Genomic DNA, 17290 nt, shown 5'->3' with positions numbered 1-17290 from the left:
TAAAAGCCCGATTGGTTCAACTAATGATTGGTGGGGGATGAAAGAAAACCCCCACCAATCAAAGTTTCACTTTATCTGTCGAAATGTGACCATAGATGTAGGTCAAGCACAATTTTGTTCCTTTTTTTCTCCACAAATTTATTCACACCCAAAATGCTGTTATATCAATCTATCAACAGCTTTATCCACATTGTCCACAGTTTATAAAGTTGTTTTTCCACATAATTGTGTGAAAAACAGACACAATATATAGATTCATCACAACTTACTAACATCTTATCCACAAATTGTGCATAAGTACGAATGTTCCCTATTGACAACTTTTCATTCTCATGGTAAAAATACCTCTTATTTTGTCGAATTAAATTATTAAAATATTATTATATTTCAATCAAATAACCATATAGATAATGGTAATATATTGGATAAGTACATTTTTTCCAATAAGGGGCTGTTATATGAAAACAAAGACGATGTTCGGTATTACTATGTTTGCTCTCACTATTTTTCTATATGGCTGCAAAGAGGAAGTCGTTGCAGATTCAAACGAGGAGTTAAATTTAGAACCTGTAGATGGAATTGTCATAGCGCCAGGGATTCCTACAGAAGAACAATGGGTGTTAGATAAACTACTAGAAAAATTCCCTGGTGCCACTCTATATGACTACATCATGTTAGATATTGATCATGATCAAACCCTAGAAATAATCCCTTTCTTTAGTACCCCAGAAAATAACGTAAATATTGCATTATTTAAAGAAGGTTCATCGAAAGGTATTGCTATCGGTCAAGGATTGGACTTTGTAGAAGATTCTCTACAATATGAGGAGGACACGAATTTTTTCTTCATCACCTTACGTGATGAGAAAAAAAACCAAACAATTGATTATAAAATTACAATCGAGAACGATGACCAAATTAGTAGTACTAACTTTATCGTCGAAACCATTAACGAACGTGAAGAATAAATATATAATCCTTCTCTAATCATTGTTTGGGTCAAACTACAATAAAAAGGTCTGCACAAGGCAGACCTTCTTTTTATCTCCAGCTATTTAGTTCTAGTCCCGGGCGACCGTTCATAGCAAAGTCACCTATTTTGCCGGCAGCAAATTTGGAGCTTCCAGCCGCTGCTATCATCGCTGCATTGTCTGTGCACAGCTTGATAGGTGGTACGTAAAATGGAATTTGCTCCTTCGCGAATGCTTCCTCTAATGACTTCCGTAATCCGTTATTTGCTGCTACACCACCCGCTGCAATTACTTGTTTTACGTGGAACTCGCGTGCAGCTCTTACGGTTTTAGACGTTAGTACTTCAACTACGCTTTCTTGGAATCCAGCAGCTAGGTGGTTTGGATTAATTTCCTCTCCACGTTGCTCCGCATTGTGCTGATAATTAATGACGGCAGATTTCAAGCCACTAAAGCTAAAATCATAGGAGCCTTCTTCTAGCCAAGCTCTTGGAAATGGGACAGCTCCATCACTTTCATTTGCCAAACGGTCGATATGCGGACCTCCTGGATATGGAAGATTCAATACTCGAGCCACTTTATCATAGGCTTCACCAGCTGCATCATCTCTTGTTTCTCCAATTAATTCAAACTGGCCGTCTTCCTTCATTAACACAAGCTCTGTATGTCCGCCAGACACCACAAGTGCCAATAAAGGGAATTCCATAGGCTGTACGAGTACGTTTGCATATATATGACCAGCAATATGATGGACCCCGACAAGTGGCAGACCATTTGCAAAGGCGAAAGCTTTCGCTGCATTAATTCCTATTAAAAGTGCCCCTACTAGTCCCGGTCCCTCTGTTACTGCTACGGCATCCAAATCCTCTGGTGTCATATTTGCTTGCTTTAGCGCTTCCTCAATAACTAGTGTAATTTGCTCTACGTGGTGACGTGAAGCAATCTCAGGTACAACTCCGCCAAAGCGTTTATGACTCTCGATTTGTGAAGCCACAACGTTTGATAATATTTCGGAGCCATTTTTCACAATAGAAGCTGCTGTTTCATCACAGCTTGTTTCAATTCCTAGTATGATTTGATCTTTTTTCATGTAAATTCCACCCACATCACAAGAGCATCCTCCTGCGTATCTGTATAATAGTTTTTGCGTATTCCGCCGTCTTGAAAGCCAAGCTTGTAGTACAAATTTTTGGCAATATCATTGGACACTCTTACCTCTAGGGTCATTAATACAACCTCCTGCTCCTGTACAATTCGGAATGCCTCCCGCATGAGCCCTTCCCCAATCTTGTGCCCGCGCATTCGTTCAGAAACCGCTACATTCGTAATGTGGCTTTCATCTAACACAATCCACATACCGCAATAGCCTACAATTTCTTTTTCATCTGTCTCGGCAACAATATAATAGGAATAGAGATTCGTCGTCATTTCATGCTCAAAGGCCTCTCTTGTCCATGGGACAGTAAACGCTTCTTCCTCAATCTTCAGGACTTGATCAATATCCTCTAATGTCATTTTTCGATAAGTAATATTAGTTTCCATTGTTCTTCTGCTCTTTCATCCAATTGGCTTCTGCTTCCGTCACGCGGAGGTATTCTGGAACTATGGTATGTGTTTCTACTGGTTCACGCTTTTTAGCTAACTCTATTAATACTGCAGCACTAGGCAATGAAAATGCAGGATTTGCCTTCTGTACTCTTTCGCCTAGCTCCGTTTTTATTTGCTCCCAATGTAACTCTACGTCCATCCCTACGAATAAAACCTGTTCATCCATTTCCTTTAGCAATGAAAGTAAATCAGTCATCGCCATATGGGATTCCTTCACCTGTTCCCCATTCCTATATACTCCCGCAAACACATTGCCTCGACGAGCATCCATGATTGCACATACTACTCCTGGAAAATAAGGTGCGTTTCCAGCAAGCACCTCTAAGCTGGATACTTGCACAATCGGCTTATTTAATGTCCATGCAAGCGTTTTTCCAATCGTGACACCAATGCGCACACCTGTATAAGAGCCAGGTCCATGTGAGACAGCGATTGCATCTAGCTCCTTCGGCTGAATTCCTGCCTTTGCCATCAGCTCCTCTATTGCCGGCATTGTTCCAATCGAATGTGTTACCTTCATAGAGGATTTATATTCTGCAAGCACTTGTTCATCCTTCACGATAGCAACCGCTAATGGTGTATTAGATGTATCAATTCCTAACCATATCATTCAAAAAGCCCCTTACATAATTGTTCGTATCGTTTTCCGATTGGTTCAAATATAAAATGACGCTTGTCGCCCTCCAGACGAAGAATCTGAATAGCCAATCTTTCCGGTGGTAGATCCTCTTGGATTAAATGCGCCCATTCCACAATACTTACCGCATCTCCGTAAAATAGCTCGTCCCATCCTAAATCCTCGTCACTATCAGCCAAGCGATACACATCCAAGTGATTCAAGGGATATTTTCCCTCATATTGCTTTAATATTGTAAACGTAGGACTATTTACAGTTCGAGTAATGCCTAGTCCCTTTGCAATACTTTTCGTAAATGTCGTCTTTCCTGCTCCAAGATCCCCTTCAAGCGTCAGCACATCAGCTGGCTGAAGGAAATCTGCAAGCTTTTGCCCTAGCTCGATTGTTTCCTGTTCTGACTCCACTATTCGTTCATACATATCAACCGTTAACCTTCCAATCCAAACGCTATTTTCTTCTATTATAATGAAAACAAGCTGGGAATGTAACTTTTGTGGTTTAATTTCACTAATACTAGTTGATATTAATTGAAATTCCTCGTAATTATGTCTGATAGCTAATTGAAAAACCATGCTGTTTAGTATGTATGGATACAAGATTGTATTGCAAAACCAAGCACACATGTTAGTAGTATATCTTTAAGTAAGTACTTCTACCCACTTCACCCAACATAAAAAGCCACTTCCCTGGAAGCAGCTTTCCTATTTACATGCAATATAAGGTCTATTGAACAAGCCGAACAACCTTTGCGACCGCTTCCTCGCCAGCATGCTCCCAACGATTCTTGTTTAAGATGTTTCCGTCTTTGTCAAGCGGATGTTGAAATTGATCAAACTCAGAAGTAGTTAGTAGCGAGTTTTCATCCTTGTCTAGTCCAAAGTTTACTACATGCTTAATCACATAAGGAGCTTGAAACTGTATACGTGCCTCATATTCATCTAGCATTCCTTCAGTAATGCTAAATGGGATACGTAGGTAAATAGTTTCTCCTTCTTCCCTTGAAAGAATATGATCAAAGCTCCCTTTATCGTAGTCCCAATTACTGCCAATCGTATAACCTAAGCTTGCAATGCGGTACTTTAAATCACCAAAGTAAGCGGTCATTCCCTCTAATTCAGTTTGTAGTTGAATCATACCTCTTCCTCCTGTTCCCATATTCTCACCTATTCTGTCCCATTCGAATAGAGAGTATACGAGAAGGAGATGGCACTTCCTTCATCGCAACCATAACAGAGCATTGCACAATTAAAACCGCTTAAAAATTCGCTTAAAAAAGGACGGTTTTATTTCTTTTAGTTCCAATAGTTTTTGGGCAATTAACCCTGATAATAGGTTATAGCCAGCTTCCCCAAAGTGTAATCCATCATTATCCTTCCCTTTTAGCAACGCCTTGTAATTTTCTTTTGAGTAAAATTCAGTAAAGAAGTCTATATATTGGCTTCCTGTTTCTCTTGATATAACCTCGACGGCTCTTGCATAATCTTGTATTCTTTCATTGGAACGGTTTGGCTGCAAGGATTCATCCACTGGCGCTGGAGAGATGAATATCGTCTTACTCGGACCGATTTGCTCTGCAAAGCTTCTAAGATTCTCCTTGAACTCGTTGATATCAACCAACCGATGAGCAGCAGAGTCATTGGCACCAAATAAGACTGTAACAATATCAGGTTTCTTTTTTAATACATCCTGTTCTAGTCTCTCCTTTGCCTCGACTGTTGTGTTGCCAGATACCCCTGCATTTATAAACTGATAGCCCGGTAATTTTGCTGATAGCTTATAAGTAAGGATAGGAGCTGGGTAACCTTCCTTTCGTGCTGTAATGCTATCTCCGAAGCAAACCACCTTGATCATAGAAAAACATCTCCGTTTCATTATTAGTTTCCTTATAAGTTTATATTTACATTTTTGAGGCTATACAAACGTATAGCAAACACCTTGGAGGAACAGTTATGGAAAACAAGCGATTAATATGGGTTGATGTCACAAAGGGATTCCTGATGGTACTTGTAGTTTTAGGTCATTTCCCTGGTGACTTTTGGCTCTCTAAATATATTTACTGGTTTCATATGCCAGCTTTCTTTTTACTTAGTGGTATATTCTTTAAAGAAGTAAAGGAAAATGAGGATCCACAAAAGCCTGTCAAAAAACGTTTCTTACAGCTAATGGTACCTTATTTATTCTTTCTCATAACCATTACAACTATTCGTTATGGTATGCAAATCATTCAAGGTAACCATGATTTATCTTGGTACATACAAGATGTTTGGACACTAATCGTTGCAGGGCGTTTTGTTCGTGGTGCATACGGCGTCTTCTGGTTTGTGACTACTTTATTTTTTACTTACTTACTATTCATTTGGATGACAAAGTATCTAAATAGGACGAAGCAGATTATTTTATTGGTAGCTTTTTATCTTATTGCACATTTAGAAAGCTTCTTTGCTCAAAGAGTAATAGATGGTTCTACTGTTGAAGCTGCACAATCTATCCCAATACTATGGAATCTAGATGTCACACTAATGGCTATCGTCTATTTTTCCTTAGGCTATTATGGTAAGTCCTTATGGATGAACGTTACAAAACCATGGCTATTTGGAGCATTGGCACTCATGGTTGGCGCTTTTTTCGCAGACCAAGCAGGTATGATTAACTATCAGCTTAGTATGAAGTTTTTACGATACGACCATCTTGTACTGGATTTTATTATCCCAATAGCGTCGATTATTGTACTTGTGGGTTTATTCCAACGAATAACAAAGGTTGTATCTCTTAACTGGCTTGTCACAGTTGAAAAGCATTCTATTGCGATTATGTATCTTCATATCTTTACAGACATGATTTTTAATGACTTCTTTGAATATGGAGTAGTTGGATATACTTTATTAGGAATTTTTATCCCGATGATGATTTCTGTAGCACTTCAACGTGCCGTCCCTTACGGGAAATTCCTATTAGGCGATATACGTGCTAAAAAACCAAAGAAACTCATTACAAGGATGAATTAGTTTGTTTTTTGATATCATTTATCTTGGAAAAGAAGGAACAAAAGCCAGTTTTCCTTTTAAAAAGAATTGATGTCAATAAGCAAAAGGCATCTTATTAACTAATTCCCTTCAAATTGGCAATGATTATTTTCGTTATAAAATTAAAAACCCGTCACTGAGTTATAGTGTTGACGGGTTTTTCTAACATCTTCTTGCGTATTGCGTTTGAGAGGTATTAAAGAATCTAGATTCTTCATGTCTTCTTACTACAAAATAAATACTTTAAGAAGACGTACTTACTGTTGCTTCGTAACAACAGTAAGTATTATGCAGAAATAAAAGCAAGAATTATATAATAAACAACATTTAAAATAGCACTCTCCTTTTATAAGACTCTCAACAATCTACTAGACATTACTTACTCTTTAAAACTACTATTTAGAGTTAAAGATTGCTTCAAGACTGGCTTAGAAGCTTCTGGCTCTTCCTCTTCAATCTCCTCATACTGTGTAATCTTTCTCGTATCAGAAGATATAAGAGCTATAATTAGAGATATAATTAAGCCTCCTATCATAAACCCTCCAAATAGAAGCGAGGATGGTCCATATGTTCCGGCCATGTATGTCCATATCATTGGACCAAATCCTACAATCGCAGCTGCAACCTGGTAACCAAAAGATAAGCCTGTATAACGAATATTAGCTGGGAAGAGTTCTGAAAAAAACGTACCTTGCACTGCAAATATTGCTGCCCAAATCACACCTAAAAGTGCAATCTGCATGATAAAGAAAAATGTTGCACTTTGAGCTGATAATGCAAAATAGGGAATAGATAAAACCATCATTGCTATTAGGCCACCAATATATATAGTCTTTCTTCCAATATAGTCCGATATATATCCCATTAATGGAATTGTAATTAGCATCGTTGCACAGCTAATCGTTAGTGCTAACAATGCAGTATTTCGTGAATATCCTAAATAGGTTGTCGCAAAAACTAATACATAAGACATCAGAAAAACATTAAAGAAACCATCACCCAGCTTTAAACAAATAACTTGAAGCACACTTCTCCAATTGTTTTTAAGTGTATGCACGATGGGCACCTTTACAATCTCTCCATTATTCTTTTTGTGCTGGAAAGCGGGAGTTTCATCAATCCCATTTCGAATCCATAAGGCTAAAACTATTAAAACTGCACTAAGTAGAAAAGGTATTCTCCATCCCCATGCCATAAATTGAGCATTAGTAGTAAATGCACTAATAATGGTGAAGCTAAATGTACCAGCTACCAAGCCTAGCGGCACTCCTAACTGTGGGATCGAACCATAAAGGCCCCTCACACCTTTAGTAGCATTTTCGGTCGCAAGTAATACTGCTCCTCCCCACTCACCACCAAGGGCAATCCCTTGGAACAATCGAAGTACCACTAAAATAATAGGTGCCCAAATCCCTATCTGTGCATAAGTAGGTAGTAAACCTATTAAAAAAGAGCTTCCTCCCATTCCAATAAGAGTAAGCATAAGTGCTGCCTTTCTTCCAATTTTATCACCCATATGCCCAAATATAATACTACCAATTGGTCTAGCGGCGTATCCCGCACCAAAAGTTGCGAAAGCGATTAAAATAGAAACTGTTGGGTCATGCGACGGAAAAAAGAGAGTTGAAAAAACTAGTGCCGTAGCAGTACCATATAGATAAAAGTCATACCACTCAATAACTGACCCAGCAACACTTGCAAATAATACCCTATTTTTTTTCTTCATTTACTTCACTCCTTTATATAATATTTAGTAATATCTTTTCTTAATAAATGTTTTTGTATTTTTCCTACCGAGGTCCTCGGAAACTCTTCAACAAATTCTATAAAATCTGGAACCTTAAACTTAGCAAGCCTACTTTTGCAATAAGTAATAAGTTCTTCTTCTGTTGCGTCTAAACCTTTGCCCAGGATCACATATGCCTTAATTGCTTCATCTCGTATATCATCGGGAATTCCAATGACTGCAGCCTCGTAGACACTTGGGTGATCCAATAAAACACTTTCAACCTCACTGGCTGACACGTTCTCACCAGAACGCTTTATCATATCTTTGATTCTATCAACAAAATAAAAGTAACCATCCTCCTCTAGTTTTGCTTTATCTCCTGTATATAGCCATCCATTGCGAATAGCTTCAAAAGTAGCTTCTGGGTTTTTATAATATTCTTTCATAATTGTGCGACCAGGTACGCCCTTTACAATTATTTGACCCGACTGTCCAATTGGTACTTCCATTCCTACTTGGTCAATCAACCTCACCTCATATCCGATAGTTGGTCTCCCAATGCTTCGATTTTTCCGAAACCCATCCAGTGGATTCATAAGTGGTACACCTACAGTTTCAGTCATCCCATACATTTGAAGTAGAGGCACATTATATTTTCCCTCAAATTGTTCCAACTGATAATCTACCACTTGCTGCGCAAACCAGATAACTCTCATGGAATTTTCTCTATCTCTTTGATCATATTCCTGAGCAAGTATCATTCGAATCGGCGCAGCAAACAGGGATCCTACTGTTGCTCCAAGTCTTTTTGCTTGCTTAAAGTATCGTGAAGCGCTAAATCTTTCTGTAATCGCTATACTTGCGCCAGCTATTAAAGCCGACATGGTAGAATAATATTGGGCATTCCCGTGGAATAAAGGCAAAACAATTAGCTGACGGTCCTCTGGACTCAAACGAATAGATTTTGCCATTATTTCTCCAGTAAAGATATAATTCGCATGAGTTACTAGAACACCTTTCGGCTTCGATGTTGTGCCCGAAGTGTAAAGCATTGCTGCTACATCTTCGGAATAGATTTCAACAGTTGGAGATTCCTCTGTAACATGCTCCATTAAGAAAGAAAGACTTCGATCTTCTGCTTTATCATATCTAGCCAATAATATCTCTTTTAAAAACGGTAGTTTATCTTTTATACTTTCAAATTTACTTAAATATTCTTCCTCCGTAATCATTATTACTGACTCAGAATGATTAAGCACATATTCCATTTCTTCTGCTGTAGAAAGAATGTTTGTTGGAACCATAACCGCTCCTATATTTACTAAGGCAAACCAAGCAATAATAAATTCCAAATTGTTTGGAAGATGTAACGTAACATGCATTCCTTTTTGGACCCCTTTTAAAAGAAAAACCTGACTCAGTCTGTTTGTTTGCATAGCAAATTCTTCGTAGGTTAACTGAAATATTTGTTCATTTCTATCCTCAAATATTAGAAAGACTTTCTTCTTATGCAAAGCTAATTTTTCATCAAGTATATCTTTTAGAGTTCTTTCACCTATGATATCCACTAATACCTTATCCTCCCCTGTAAAATAAAGCGCTTCCATTTTAATTAGTTGACTACAGTCACCGACTATAGTCAATATAATAAATAAGCACAATTTGTATGTCAATAATATTTTTAGTTTTTTCCGAATATTTATTAAATTGATATTATTAACATATAGAATTTATACTTTAAAGGATAGAATGGAAGGAGAAATAGGTGAATATGCTAACTTCTCGACAAAAAAAATCTCTCCAGACTAAAAATAAAATTTTAGAAACAGCATTGGATTTATTTAGTAAAAAAGGATTTAATCAAGTAACAGTAGATGAGATAGTAACAAAGTCCGGGGTTTCTAAAGGGGCATTTTATATCCACTTCTCTTCAAAATATGATGTTTTTCTAGAAAAATTCAAAGAAATCGATTGTTTTTATGAAGAATTTTTTTCAACATTACCAGTAACGCTATCATTCCAAGATAAAATCCTTCGTTTAATTGAATCACAAATGATTTTTCTAAGGGACAGTCTTGGAAAAGACTTGATGAAAACCGTATATATAAGCGGTCTTCTTCAAACAGAAAATAATTTTTTCACGAACACCGAAAGAACATTATACAGAGTAATTGAATCACTTGTTCAAGAGGCACAAAAACGTGGGGAAATAACAAATGAACTATCAACCAAAGAAATAACTATGCTAATTACTCGGTGTATGAGGGGCACTCTTTATGATTGGCAGCTATATGAGGATTACAATCTTTTAGAAGAAAGTTATAGGTTTACCAAGGTCGTGTTATTAGGACTAAAAAAATAAATTATTTTTTCAAAACTAATTTGTTAATTCCTTTTAGATTTATAAATAAAAATTTTTTATACTTTTTATATTAGGTTTAAATAAGTACCTTAAGTGGAATTAAAAATAAAAAGCCAAGTCTCTAAAAACGACCTAGCTTTTTATTCATTAATCTAAGATAATTAACTTAACTTCTTTTCTTCCCCATTGTATCGCATTATCATACGAGGGAATAAATACATCAATCTTGTTACCTTTGATAGCACCGCCGGTATCACCAGCGATTGCTTCGCCATAGCCTTCTACCCATACTCTTGTTCCAAGAGGGATTACTCTAGGATCTACAGCAATCACCTTTTCTTCAGGGTTTGCTCGAAGATCGATTCCATATGCAGTGGTACCCGAGCATCCCTCACAATAAGCGGTGTAGGCTGTGGCTATCATGGTCATCTCTTTCCCCTGCCCCCCAGCTGGTGGTGAAGAGGTGCCCATGACTTTTACTTCTTCCTTCTCTTCAGGTTCTTCCATTACTACCATATCGGAATTTCCATCTGATAGTCCTTCATCACTGACGAGCAGTTCGTCTCCCGGATGTATTAAGTAACCATTCAAGTCATTGAGACTCATTAGGGAGTCTAGTGACATATCATGTTGTAACGCAATTCGATAAAGATTATCTCCCGACTCTACTACGTAAACTGTCGGTTCTGGTTCTTCTAAAAATACAGGACTAAATGGGTCTTCATATAAAATCTCATAGGCATCGTTGGCAATTGGTAGATTCTCAAAAGCTACATAAAGTTCGGCGATATTTTCTATCTGTGACCTTTCTTCTTCATAGCTTATTGAGGGTAACGAGTTAGCAGCTACGGTTAAGCCATTCATCGTAAATGCTAAGAGCATTACGAACAAGAATGTATTAATTTTTCGCATAGATATCCTCCTTTAGTACCTTAACTTAAACTCTCTAGAGTATTGCCCCAAAACTTCAAAAAACAAACCTTCTGTTTTAAAAAATAGAAGTTTTCGTTCAAAACAACTAGAAAAAAGCTATTATAGGAGGACATAACTTCTCACTAGACTGGAAACTTTTACATTTTTGCTTTTATTTATAAAAAAATGCTTTATGTATAAATAACTTCCTGATAGTTTGTTCGTTTGAATCAATTCTATATTGGGAATTTGTAAGTAAAAGTAATTATAATAAAAGTAAACGGAGGGGAATTTATGAAGAAAAGCGCACTGGTGATTATAGACGTTCAAAATGGGATGTTTTTAGAACCTGGTCCTGTATACCAAGCAGAAGCTTTACTCGAAAACCTACAAAATCTGATAGAGAATGCAAGACGCAATCATGTACCAATTTTTTATATCCAGCACAATGAAGAGAAAGGTACTTTGGTCAATGGTTCTTCTCATTGGGAGATACATCCATCGATCAAGCCAACTGAAGAGGATTTTACTTTACAAAAAAATACCCCTGATTCTTTCTATCAGACAGAATTACATACTCTTCTACAAGAAGAAGAGATTACTCATCTAGTTTTAGCAGGGATTCAAACCGAAATCTGCGTAGACACTACCTGTAGAGCTGCCTATAGCTTGGGATACGAGCTCACATTGGCAGAGGATGCCCATAGTACATGGGATAGTAAGGAATTAAGTGCTAGGCAAATTATTAACCACCATAATCAGGTGCTTCGCTGGTTTGCAGATGTAAAGGAAACAAGGAAGATTATTTTTGTATAGTTACTGTCACCATCGGCATATAGATGACGTCCAACAATAAAAACGATGATCTCTATAAAGGGATCATCGTTTTAATTATGGGAGACCTAAGTTTTTTATTTGATGATACTTATAAAATGCTTTAAAATGCGTGCTGTCAGTCCCCATATCGTGTAGTTGTCATAATCATAAAACCACTCTTCCATCGGGCGCGGTCTCCACTGATACTTTTCCCCATTAACAATTTTATCAAATGGAAAATCATCCAGCGGTCTTGCCTGAACAGTTACTGTATGCATGTAAGGTTCGTGCTCTAAGAGCCAAGAAACAGGAATTGTGAAGATTTCTTCTACTTCCTCTTTATTAAACGAATGAACCTCGTCATAGGGAAGAACTCCGATAAACGGATAGACCACAAAGGAAGGCGACGCAATATAGGGACTCATCTGACCCAAAATGTTGATGCTAGAAGGGTCTACTCCTAACTCCTCATGTGTTTCACGAATGGCAGCAGCATGCGGCGATGCATCAGTGGAATCAATTCTCCCTCCCGGAAAGCTTATGTCTCCTGGCTGTGTTCTTAGCTTATGAGAACGTACCTCAAACAATACGTGCCACTCGTTTGCAATCTGCACTAGAGGTATCAGAATAGCTGAACGATAAGCTGTTTCCTCCCCTATAAATAATGGCTGTCCATCCTCTAGAACATTTTTCACTTTCTCTAGAAACATCAAACCACTCCCTCTATTTCTATTTTCATCGTACCATAAAAAGGGAGAAAAGTTGGAGCTGCATGTCTTCCATAAAAAAACCGAAGATTTCTCTCCGGTTCAAGGTTTGCTCTTTACTATACCAATAACTTTTCCGTTTATTAAAACGTCCTCTTTTTTCATTTGGATAGGCTCATATTTTTCGTTCTCTGAAATTAATAATATGGAGTCTCCCATCGGCATAAACTTTTTCATGGTGGCCTCGTCCTCTATAATAGCAATGACAATGTCACCATTCGAAGCAGCTTGCTGGCGATTAACAATTACAATGTCTCCTTTATCAATTTCAGCCCTGTTCTAATAGCCTAACTTTCCTTATAATGAATAAAAAAGGAAGAAAATAGTATGACGATTTATAACAAGTTAGTTCGAGATCTTATCCCAGAAATAATAGATAAACAGAGTTCTGTTTCCATGCGGATTCTAAATCATTCTGAGCACCTAAAAGAAATGAAGAGAAAGTTATATGAAGAGGTCAGAGAATTTGATGAGTCTACTAGTAGAAGTGAGGCATTAGAAGAACTGGCAGATGTTTTGGAATTAATTCATGCAACGTTACCTTTCTATGAAGCAACTTATGAGCAATTAGAAGAAATACGCCTACGCAAGAAGGAAAAACGAGGCGGATTTGAAAAAGGAGTCTATTTAATAGAAGTTAAGGAATAATAACCTGAGCACAACAAATAATGCTCTGCTTAGGGAGATTAAATTTTAAAGGAGTGAACAGTGATGAAATTATTCATCCCTTTTGTTGTGACGATAGCCATTTACTTTATTTCTGCCATAATTTTGTCTCCCCTCCTCTCTTGGGTGGGGTACTCATCAGCAGAAGGATCTTATCATGCACTAACCCATGCGCTCATTCTTTCTTTAATCTTCACTGTAATTGTATGTACATTTGTTATTGTAGAAAATATCAAAGAGCAGAAAGAGGATTAATGATAACTAGTGACAATCGTTAAGAACGTGTCAATAGCGGTACCCAGCTCTTCCTCATCTATATCAAATTTAGGATGATGGTGAGGATACTGACTCTTTTCACCTTTCATTCCAATATGATAATAGCTGCCTGGGATTTTTTCTAAATAATACGCAAAATCCTCAGCAACCATGATGGGCTTATCCTTTTCTATTACACGATTCGGATAAGTCTCTTTAAATAGTCGGCTTAACTTTTTGGTCACATCTACATCATTCACGACAGGAGGTGTCCCGATAATAAACTCTACGGTCCCTACTGCTCCAAACGTCAAGCTCATTTGCTCGACTAAACGCTTCATTTCGTTCATCAATCTTTCTCTCACCTCATGAGAGAATGTTCGAAAGGTCCCTGTAATAGTTGCTTTGTTAGGGATAATATTTGTGCTGGTCCCTGCAATCACCTGTCCGACTGAAATAACGGATGATTCGACTGGATTCATCCTTCTCCCTACAATAGCCTGGAGAGCAATGATAATATGAGCAGCAACATAAGTTGGATCTACTGTATCCTGCGGAAAAGCTGCATGCCCTCCTTTTCCTTGAACGGTAATGACAAAATCATCTGAGGAACCCATAAACTCTCCAGTTTTCATGATGATTTTTCCTTTCGGCTCATCGGACATCAGATGCAATCCAAATATCTCGTCTACCTGCTCCAAGACTCCTTCTTTTACAAGCTTCTCTGCTCCACTAGGAGAAATTTCTTCACAGGATTGAAAAATGAAGACGATATTATGCTTCACCTTCTCTCTATTTTCCATTACCCATTTCGCTACGGAGAGAAGGATTGCGGTGTGGCCATCATGACCACAAGTATGTGAGATGCCAGGAACTTTCGAAAGACATTGCTTCTGCCCCTCCTCTTGGATAGGTAAAGCATCTATATCCGCACGTAACGCAATCGTTTTATCTCCTTTTGTCCCTTTTACATAACCAACCGTACTCGGTTCTGTGCAAGGAAGTAACTCAAGTCCAAGCTCCTTTAATACACCTTTAATATAAGCACACGTATTATATTCCCTTCCAGATAACTCGGGGTTCTCATGTAAGTATCTTCTATGATAAATCGCCCATTCTAATAGGACATTCATTAAGTTAGTCATATTTCACCTCAGTTAACAGTATATATGTTTTATCTGAATAAAAATAAGGTGCTTGCTAATTTGGCTTTACTCCCCAGTCAAGCTTTAAAATGGTCTCTAAAGCTTTTACCTTTTCATCCCCAATGGTGTTAGCTATTTGACGTACTAACTCTGTTCTAATTGTTTCATTTTCCTCATGGTATCTTTCTCCTAATTCGGTTAGACGGAGACACTTTTCTTTTTTGTTATTTTCCACTGGACCAACCTCTACAAGCCCCTTTTGTTCAAGACTTTTTACAAATTTATGAGTCGCCTGTCTGGTTATATTCACGTTTTTGGAGATGGAAGCAATGGTTGGCTGTTTTTTGTAAGTTTTCGCCATGATAAACCATTCTGAATTAGAAATATATATATCATGATTACTGTTCCATGTATCTTCTATTATTTTTCTTAACAATATATGTCTTTCACTTAATAGATCTACTAAATCTAAACCCTGTAATCGTTCCTCCATGGATTTCACTCCATTCTTTTTATTTGCCATACTAATATATAAAAAAGGTCATATTTTGTCAACAAAGTTGACATTTAAACCAATTAAGTATATACTTATTTTAGTTAACAAAGTTGACAAAATTTATCTAGAGGAGAGATGATATGCATAAAGTCGGAGAACTAATAACGTATTCTACTCATGGAATTTGTCATATAGATAATATCACTAGTAAAACCTTTAACGGAGTGACGAAAGATTATTATGAGCTTCATCCACTTGATAACGAAAAACTTGCAATTAGCATTCCCATAAATAGTGATTTAGCAAGAAATATGGATATAATGAAGGAAAAAGAAGCCAGAAAAGTTCTTCATTCATTTCAAGAGGAAGGGATGGAGTGGATTGAAAACCACAGGCTTCGTCAGCAAACATATGCGGAAATCACTAAAAAAGGGAATCGGCTAGAGATTGCCAAGATTCTTTGTACATTGATGAGTAAACAGCTAGAAGCTGAGGTTAATCATAAAAAACTTTTAGCCCAAGACTTGAAAATCCTACTAAGCCTCCAAAATATTTTGTACAGGGAGCTTTCTCATTCACTCAAGATCCCTAAACAATCTATTATAGAGATGATTACGGGAAATATAGAAGCAAATTTAAAGCCAGTTTAATCTAACTGGCTTTTTATATACCCTTTATTATTTCCAGCGTTTCTATCACACTCTCTAGAAAATCTGGAATTTCATTCATGTTATCTTCATTTATTTTTGGCTGAAATATTATTTCTATCGTATTTATATAGAGGCTTTCCTCTCCATAAAGGAAGCTAAGCGTTTGGGTAATATGGACATCGTTTTCCCATATTCCGTTTAAGGCTTGCTCTACCTTGCTACATTGCTCTGGAATATCTTGAACTTTCATATATATACGTAAAATTAACGTACAACCTATATCTTTTCCGACGAGTTCTAATATTTCACCCGCTAAGTCTTCTAACCCTGAACGTAATACCACCTGAGCAAATATCTCTGACTGTTTGACCAAAGCAAACTGAAGCGTTAACTCTCTACTGATGCTTGCAAAATCCATTGTATCTGTACGATTTAAGATAGTTATTCTTCCCTCTATATTATCTAAATCGTATATTTGATTCTCTAGTGCTACCTTTAAGTTTTCAAAGATGGTTGGATCATACATAAGAAGCACCCTTTCTTAAGACGGTAGTAGTGTCAGTACGGCAAAAAAGTGAAGAATGGATCCGGCCAATACAAAAACATGCCAAACCGCATGATGATAAGTAAACCCTCTCCATACATAAAAGATTGCCCCAAAAGTATAAAGTAATCCGCCGATTGCCAGGAAAACTAAACCATTCGTGGTCATGTTGGTAAGCAGCGGCTTCCATGCAAATATCAATAGCCACCCCATCGCTACATACAGGATAGTAGAAGTATGTAAGAATCTCTTCACGAAGTAAGCCTTAAATACGGTACCTGCTATTGCTAAACCCCATACTATTCCAAAAAGTGTCCAGCCTAGAGGACCCTTTACAACTAGAAACAAAATCGGTGTATAGCTTCCTGCTATAAAGAAATAAATGGAGGAATGGTCGAGGATTTCAAAAATATCCTTTGCCTTTCCAGCAGGAAAAGCATGGACTAAGGTCGAGGAAGTATATAAAATGACCATGGTAGCTCCAAATAAAGTAAAACTCACTACATGCCATGCGGTTCCCTTAGAAACCGCTGAAACTACCAGTATCACCAGTGCTGCTATGCTTAGCATAGCCCCAATGCCGTGGATAATGGCATTTGCTATTTCTTCACGCTTTGAAAATATATGTGTATTACTCATTTCACTCAGCTCCAATATTTTTACTATCTCTATCCTATCACTATAAAGAAATAAATTCAGAAAACAGATG

General features: G+C 37.4%; 22 protein-coding genes. 7 read left to right on the top strand and 15 right to left on the bottom strand.

Annotated elements, in window-relative coordinates; translation table 11 throughout:
• Window positions 1-458: 458 nt before the first annotated feature.
• The gene (locus tag AC1ECF_RS17165; RefSeq protein ID WP_480390653.1) at window positions 459-968 is read left to right on the top strand and encodes a hypothetical protein; all 510 of its coding nucleotides are present in this window, start codon (window positions 459-461) and stop codon (window positions 966-968) included.
• Between the two features lie 73 nt (window positions 969-1041).
• On the opposite strand, the gene tsaD is transcribed toward AC1ECF_RS17165, so the two are convergent.
• From tsaD to AC1ECF_RS17135, 6 genes are all read right to left on the bottom strand, one after another.
• Window positions 1042-2061 (bottom strand): tRNA (adenosine(37)-N6)-threonylcarbamoyltransferase complex transferase subunit TsaD, encoded by a 1020-nt coding sequence (gene tsaD / locus AC1ECF_RS17160; RefSeq protein ID WP_480390652.1) that lies wholly within the window; start codon window positions 2059-2061, stop codon window positions 1042-1044.
• Entirely contained in the window at window positions 2058-2513 is a 456-nt protein-coding gene (gene rimI, locus AC1ECF_RS17155; protein WP_480390651.1) for a ribosomal protein S18-alanine N-acetyltransferase, read from the bottom strand. Before rimI ends, tsaD begins: the two co-directional genes overlap by 4 nt.
• On the bottom strand, window positions 2503-3189 hold the full coding sequence (gene tsaB, locus AC1ECF_RS17150; RefSeq protein ID WP_480390650.1) for a tRNA (adenosine(37)-N6)-threonylcarbamoyltransferase complex dimerization subunit type 1 TsaB: 687 nt from the start codon (window positions 3187-3189) through the stop codon (window positions 2503-2505). The genes rimI and tsaB overlap by 11 nt, the downstream gene beginning before the upstream one ends.
• Entirely contained in the window at window positions 3186-3635 is a 450-nt protein-coding gene (tsaE, locus tag AC1ECF_RS17145) for a tRNA (adenosine(37)-N6)-threonylcarbamoyltransferase complex ATPase subunit type 1 TsaE (protein WP_480390657.1), read from the bottom strand. Before tsaE ends, tsaB begins: the two co-directional genes overlap by 4 nt.
• Before the next feature lie 304 nt (window positions 3636-3939).
• Complete coding sequence (locus AC1ECF_RS17140; RefSeq protein WP_480390649.1) at window positions 3940-4350, bottom strand: YugN family protein; 411 nt, start codon at window positions 4348-4350, stop codon at window positions 3940-3942.
• A gap of 111 nt (window positions 4351-4461) precedes the next feature.
• Window positions 4462-5067 carry a GDSL-type esterase/lipase family protein gene (locus AC1ECF_RS17135; RefSeq protein WP_480390648.1) on the bottom strand — a complete coding sequence of 202 codons (606 nt, stop codon included), beginning with the start codon at window positions 5065-5067 and terminating at the stop codon, window positions 4462-4464.
• A gap of 98 nt (window positions 5068-5165) precedes the next feature.
• On the opposite strand from AC1ECF_RS17135, the gene AC1ECF_RS17130 reads away from it, so the two are divergent.
• Complete coding sequence (locus AC1ECF_RS17130) at window positions 5166-6221, top strand: acyltransferase family protein (protein WP_480390647.1); 1056 nt, start codon at window positions 5166-5168, stop codon at window positions 6219-6221.
• A 397-nt stretch (window positions 6222-6618) separates the two neighbouring features.
• Here AC1ECF_RS17130 and AC1ECF_RS17125 read toward each other — a convergent pair whose 3' ends face one another.
• Together AC1ECF_RS17125 and AC1ECF_RS17120 are read right to left on the bottom strand one after the other, a co-directional pair.
• Window positions 6619-7965 carry an MFS transporter gene (locus AC1ECF_RS17125; protein WP_480390646.1) on the bottom strand — a complete coding sequence of 449 codons (1347 nt, stop codon included), beginning with the start codon at window positions 7963-7965 and terminating at the stop codon, window positions 6619-6621.
• Window positions 7966-7970: 5 nt separating this feature from the next.
• Window positions 7971-9536 (bottom strand): AMP-binding protein, encoded by a 1566-nt coding sequence (locus AC1ECF_RS17120; protein ID WP_480390645.1) that lies wholly within the window; start codon window positions 9534-9536, stop codon window positions 7971-7973.
• Between the two features lie 203 nt (window positions 9537-9739).
• On the opposite strand from AC1ECF_RS17120, the gene AC1ECF_RS17115 reads away from it, so the two are divergent.
• Complete coding sequence (locus tag AC1ECF_RS17115; RefSeq protein WP_480390656.1) at window positions 9740-10330, top strand: TetR/AcrR family transcriptional regulator; 591 nt, start codon at window positions 9740-9742, stop codon at window positions 10328-10330.
• 147 nt (window positions 10331-10477) lie between these two features.
• On the opposite strand, the gene AC1ECF_RS17110 is transcribed toward AC1ECF_RS17115, so the two are convergent.
• A complete protein-coding gene (locus AC1ECF_RS17110) occupies window positions 10478-11242 on the bottom strand; it encodes a 3D domain-containing protein (protein ID WP_480390644.1) in 765 nt (254 codons plus the stop codon).
• Between the two features lie 294 nt (window positions 11243-11536).
• Between AC1ECF_RS17110 and AC1ECF_RS17105 the strand changes: the two genes are divergently transcribed.
• The gene (locus tag AC1ECF_RS17105) at window positions 11537-12058 is read left to right on the top strand and encodes a cysteine hydrolase family protein (RefSeq protein WP_480390643.1); all 522 of its coding nucleotides are present in this window, start codon (window positions 11537-11539) and stop codon (window positions 12056-12058) included.
• 95 nt (window positions 12059-12153) lie between these two features.
• Here the strand turns inward: AC1ECF_RS17105 and AC1ECF_RS17100 are convergent, their stop codons facing one another.
• Together AC1ECF_RS17100 and AC1ECF_RS17095 are read right to left on the bottom strand one after the other, a co-directional pair.
• A complete protein-coding gene (locus AC1ECF_RS17100) occupies window positions 12154-12768 on the bottom strand; it encodes an NUDIX hydrolase (RefSeq protein WP_480390642.1) in 615 nt (204 codons plus the stop codon).
• 99 nt (window positions 12769-12867) lie between these two features.
• On the bottom strand, window positions 12868-13092 hold the full coding sequence (locus AC1ECF_RS17095) for a LexA family protein (RefSeq protein WP_480390655.1): 225 nt from the start codon (window positions 13090-13092) through the stop codon (window positions 12868-12870).
• Between the two features lie 60 nt (window positions 13093-13152).
• On the opposite strand from AC1ECF_RS17095, the gene AC1ECF_RS17090 reads away from it, so the two are divergent.
• Window positions 13153-13473, top strand: a complete 321-nt coding sequence (locus AC1ECF_RS17090) for a nucleoside triphosphate pyrophosphohydrolase (RefSeq protein ID WP_480390641.1) — start codon at window positions 13153-13155, stop codon at window positions 13471-13473.
• Window positions 13474-13536: 63 nt separating this feature from the next.
• On the top strand, window positions 13537-13746 hold the full coding sequence (locus tag AC1ECF_RS17085) for a hypothetical protein (protein ID WP_480390640.1): 210 nt from the start codon (window positions 13537-13539) through the stop codon (window positions 13744-13746).
• Here AC1ECF_RS17085 and AC1ECF_RS17080 read toward each other — a convergent pair.
• Both AC1ECF_RS17080 and AC1ECF_RS17075 read right to left on the bottom strand, forming a co-directional pair.
• The gene (locus AC1ECF_RS17080) at window positions 13743-14891 is read right to left on the bottom strand and encodes a M20 metallopeptidase family protein (protein ID WP_480390639.1); all 1149 of its coding nucleotides are present in this window, start codon (window positions 14889-14891) and stop codon (window positions 13743-13745) included. The genes AC1ECF_RS17085 and AC1ECF_RS17080 overlap by 4 nt on opposite strands.
• A 55-nt stretch (window positions 14892-14946) precedes the next feature.
• Window positions 14947-15384 carry a MarR family winged helix-turn-helix transcriptional regulator gene (locus AC1ECF_RS17075; RefSeq protein ID WP_480390638.1) on the bottom strand — a complete coding sequence of 146 codons (438 nt, stop codon included), beginning with the start codon at window positions 15382-15384 and terminating at the stop codon, window positions 14947-14949.
• Between the two features lie 143 nt (window positions 15385-15527).
• On the opposite strand from AC1ECF_RS17075, the gene AC1ECF_RS17070 reads away from it, so the two are divergent.
• On the top strand, window positions 15528-16037 hold the full coding sequence (locus AC1ECF_RS17070) for a CarD family transcriptional regulator (protein WP_480390637.1): 510 nt from the start codon (window positions 15528-15530) through the stop codon (window positions 16035-16037).
• Between the two features lie 13 nt (window positions 16038-16050).
• On the opposite strand, the gene AC1ECF_RS17065 is transcribed toward AC1ECF_RS17070, so the two are convergent.
• Both AC1ECF_RS17065 and trhA read right to left on the bottom strand, forming a co-directional pair.
• Window positions 16051-16563, bottom strand: coding sequence for a hypothetical protein (locus AC1ECF_RS17065; RefSeq protein ID WP_480390636.1), 513 nt, complete (start codon window positions 16561-16563; stop codon window positions 16051-16053).
• A gap of 15 nt (window positions 16564-16578) precedes the next feature.
• Window positions 16579-17220 (bottom strand): PAQR family membrane homeostasis protein TrhA, encoded by a 642-nt coding sequence (gene trhA / locus AC1ECF_RS17060; protein WP_480390635.1) that lies wholly within the window; start codon window positions 17218-17220, stop codon window positions 16579-16581.
• Window positions 17221-17290: the final 70 nt, after the last annotated feature.

The sequence above is a fragment of the Psychrobacillus sp. Z3-81 genome, assembly GCF_056620325.1.
Note: the sequence above shows the minus strand (reverse complement) of the source record. Positions and strands in the feature narration are given on the sequence as shown.

Excerpts from the sequence above, each read along its gene's own strand:
- AC1ECF_RS17165 (WP_480390653.1), top strand. The coding sequence starts at position 459 with ATGAAAACAAAGACGATGTTCGGTATTACTATGTTTGCTCTCACTATT.
- tsaD (WP_480390652.1), bottom strand. The coding sequence starts at position 2,061 with ATGAAAAAAGATCAAATCATACTAGGAATTGAAACAAGCTGTGATGAA.
- rimI (WP_480390651.1), bottom strand. The coding sequence starts at position 2,513 with ATGGAAACTAATATTACTTATCGAAAAATGACATTAGAGGATATTGAT.
- tsaB (WP_480390650.1), bottom strand. The coding sequence starts at position 3,189 with ATGATATGGTTAGGAATTGATACATCTAATACACCATTAGCGGTTGCT.
- tsaE (WP_480390657.1), bottom strand. The coding sequence starts at position 3,635 with ATGTATGAACGAATAGTGGAGTCAGAACAGGAAACAATCGAGCTAGGG.
- AC1ECF_RS17140 (WP_480390649.1), bottom strand. The coding sequence starts at position 4,350 with ATGATTCAACTACAAACTGAATTAGAGGGAATGACCGCTTACTTTGGT.
- AC1ECF_RS17135 (WP_480390648.1), bottom strand. The coding sequence starts at position 5,067 with ATGATCAAGGTGGTTTGCTTCGGAGATAGCATTACAGCACGAAAGGAA.
- AC1ECF_RS17130 (WP_480390647.1), top strand. The coding sequence starts at position 5,166 with ATGGAAAACAAGCGATTAATATGGGTTGATGTCACAAAGGGATTCCTG.
- AC1ECF_RS17125 (WP_480390646.1), bottom strand. The coding sequence starts at position 7,965 with ATGAAGAAAAAAAATAGGGTATTATTTGCAAGTGTTGCTGGGTCAGTT.
- AC1ECF_RS17115 (WP_480390656.1), top strand. The coding sequence starts at position 9,740 with ATGCTAACTTCTCGACAAAAAAAATCTCTCCAGACTAAAAATAAAATT.
- AC1ECF_RS17110 (WP_480390644.1), bottom strand. The coding sequence starts at position 11,242 with ATGCGAAAAATTAATACATTCTTGTTCGTAATGCTCTTAGCATTTACG.
- AC1ECF_RS17105 (WP_480390643.1), top strand. The coding sequence starts at position 11,537 with ATGAAGAAAAGCGCACTGGTGATTATAGACGTTCAAAATGGGATGTTT.
- AC1ECF_RS17100 (WP_480390642.1), bottom strand. The coding sequence starts at position 12,768 with ATGTTTCTAGAGAAAGTGAAAAATGTTCTAGAGGATGGACAGCCATTA.
- AC1ECF_RS17090 (WP_480390641.1), top strand. The coding sequence starts at position 13,153 with ATGACGATTTATAACAAGTTAGTTCGAGATCTTATCCCAGAAATAATA.
- AC1ECF_RS17085 (WP_480390640.1), top strand. The coding sequence starts at position 13,537 with ATGAAATTATTCATCCCTTTTGTTGTGACGATAGCCATTTACTTTATT.
- AC1ECF_RS17080 (WP_480390639.1), bottom strand. The coding sequence starts at position 14,891 with ATGACTAACTTAATGAATGTCCTATTAGAATGGGCGATTTATCATAGA.
- AC1ECF_RS17075 (WP_480390638.1), bottom strand. The coding sequence starts at position 15,384 with ATGGAGGAACGATTACAGGGTTTAGATTTAGTAGATCTATTAAGTGAA.
- AC1ECF_RS17070 (WP_480390637.1), top strand. The coding sequence starts at position 15,528 with ATGCATAAAGTCGGAGAACTAATAACGTATTCTACTCATGGAATTTGT.
- AC1ECF_RS17065 (WP_480390636.1), bottom strand. The coding sequence starts at position 16,563 with ATGTATGATCCAACCATCTTTGAAAACTTAAAGGTAGCACTAGAGAAT.
- trhA (WP_480390635.1), bottom strand. The coding sequence starts at position 17,220 with ATGAGTAATACACATATATTTTCAAAGCGTGAAGAAATAGCAAATGCC.